Annotated in this window: 2 protein-coding genes; one reads left to right on the top strand and one right to left on the bottom strand. The window is 65.1% G+C overall.

Annotated features, from left to right (window positions below; genetic code table 11):
- The coding region (locus tag VIW95_RS00010) for an FAD-binding protein (RefSeq protein ID WP_331582689.1) at positions 1-1,658 on the top strand (1,658 nt) is incomplete at its 5' end.
- Positions 1,659-1,668: 10 nt separating this feature from the next.
- Here the strand turns inward: VIW95_RS00010 and VIW95_RS00005 are convergent.
- A partial coding sequence (locus tag VIW95_RS00005) for a class I SAM-dependent methyltransferase (protein WP_331582687.1) occupies positions 1,669-2,064 on the bottom strand: 396 nt, incomplete at its 5' end.

The following is a 2,064-nucleotide window of genomic DNA, read 5'->3' as shown; positions in this document are numbered from 1 at the left end:
CGACGGTCGTCACGATGGGACCGCCGCAGGCACGCGGCGCACTGGTCGATGCGCTCGCGATGGGAATGGAGCACGCAGTGCACCTGGAAGATCGAGCGTTCGCTGGCGCGGACACGCTAGCGACGGCGCGCGCGCTCGCGCTCTGGCTGGCGCGTGGAAATTTCGACCTGATCATGCTCGGCAAGTACTCGCTCGACGCGGAGACTGGACAGGTCGGTCCCGAGATAGCGGAACTGATCGGCGCCGCGCAAATCACCGGTGCGCGAAAATTGGAAGTCGATGGGCGCACGCTCCGCGCCGAGCGCGAGAGCGACGAAGGATTCGATGAAGTCGAGGCCGAGATGCCCGCGGTCAGCAACTGCGCCGAGCGCGTCGCACAGCCGGTCAAGGTCAAGCCGGGTGCGTCCGACGAGGCGAAAACCAGGCCGATCCTGGCGGTTCGCGCTGCGGAGCTCGGCCCAGACCCAAAAGAATTCGGACTGGCGGGCTCGCCGACCTGGGTGCAGGAGGTTCGGGTCGTCGAAACGCCGAAGACCGAGTGCAAATTTATCGACTCAGCTGACGCGGAGCGCGCCGCCGCTGAGGCGATGTCGGCGCTCGAGACCCTCGGCGCGCTGAAAGTTCGCGTGCCCAAGCGACGTCCAATCGCAGCGGCGCGTCGCGCGAGCAAGCGCGACTGCGACGTGTGGATTGCTTGCGAAACCGACCTTGAAGGCCGCATCACACGCGGCACGCTCGAGCTGCTTTCACGTGGCGATGAGCTCGCGTCGCGACTCGGCGGTGCGCTCGTCGCGGTGGGATTCGACGTCGCCGTGTCGCGGCACGCTGGATTGCTCGCGAGTTTCGGCGCCGACCAGGTGCTTACGCTCGAGCATCCGGCCCTGCTTTCGTACACGCCCGAAGCTGCGGCCGAGGCGGTCGCGAAAGTCGTTCCGATGCACGCGCCGTGGGGAATCTTGATCGGTGCGACTGAGCGCGGGCGCGACTGGGGACCGCGGCTGGCCGCACGCCTGGGCCTCGGGCTGACTGGCGATGCGATCGATATCGAGCTCGACTCTGAAAATCGGATGGTCGCGCTCAAGCCGGCCTTCGGCGGCAACATAGTCGCGCCGATTTACTCCAAAACATTTCCGCAGATGGCGACGGTGCGGCCGGGCGTGCTCGAACTCGCGGCGCCGTCGGAAACCAGGCAAGCCGAACTTCAAACTGTGCGCGTCGAGGTGAGCGCGCCCAAGAGCCGGCTCATCAAGGCGCACTCGACTCTCGATCCAACGCTGGTCCCGCTCGAAGGCGCCGAAGTCGTCGTCGGTATCGGCACGGGAGTCGGCGGACCCGGGGGCGTCGCGAAGGTCGCCGTATTCGCGCGAACGCTCGGCGCTGCGATGTGCGCGACGCGACGCGTGACTGATCAAGGATGGGTGCCGCGCCAGTTGCAGGTCGGTCTGACCGGCAAATCAATCGACCCGCGACTCTACATTGCGATCGGGGTGCGCGGCGCGCCTAACCATACATGCGGGCTGAAACGTGCGCAGACCGTCGTCGCAATCAACAATGACGCCGACGCTCTGATCTTCGAACGCGCGAATATCGGGCTGCTCGCCGATTGGCAGAAAATGCTGCCTGCTTTGCAGGATGCCTTCCAGCGACGCCTTCGATGATCGGCTTCAACTACGCGCGGATTTCATAGAGCGCCGAAAACAAATCGTCGATCGGCAACCGGCGAAAGTGCTTGAATCCCGCCGCCGCGGCCAGCTCGCGCGCCGTTGCCTCGCCCATGCACGCGCCGATTCCCGCGCCACCGTGCGCGAGCGACGTCGTCATGCAGTACAGCGTGCTCATCGAGTACATCAGGCGGCCCATCGGATTGATGTTGTCCTCGAGCTTCGACGACACGTTCACTTCGACCATCAGGTACGTCCCGTCGGGCTTCAGCGCGGCGCGAATCGATTTCAGCAGTGCGTCGGGATCGACGGAATCGTGCACGACGTCGAAGGTCGAGATGAAATCGAACTGCGCGGCCGGCAGCCTGGTGCAATCGACGACTTCGAACTTGATTCTGTCGCC

The organism is Binatus sp. (SeqCode) (assembly GCF_036522015.1).
Taxonomy (GTDB): domain Bacteria; phylum Desulfobacterota; class Binatia; order Binatales; family Binataceae; genus Binatus.
This window is presented reverse-complemented; position numbering and strand designations above follow the sequence as displayed.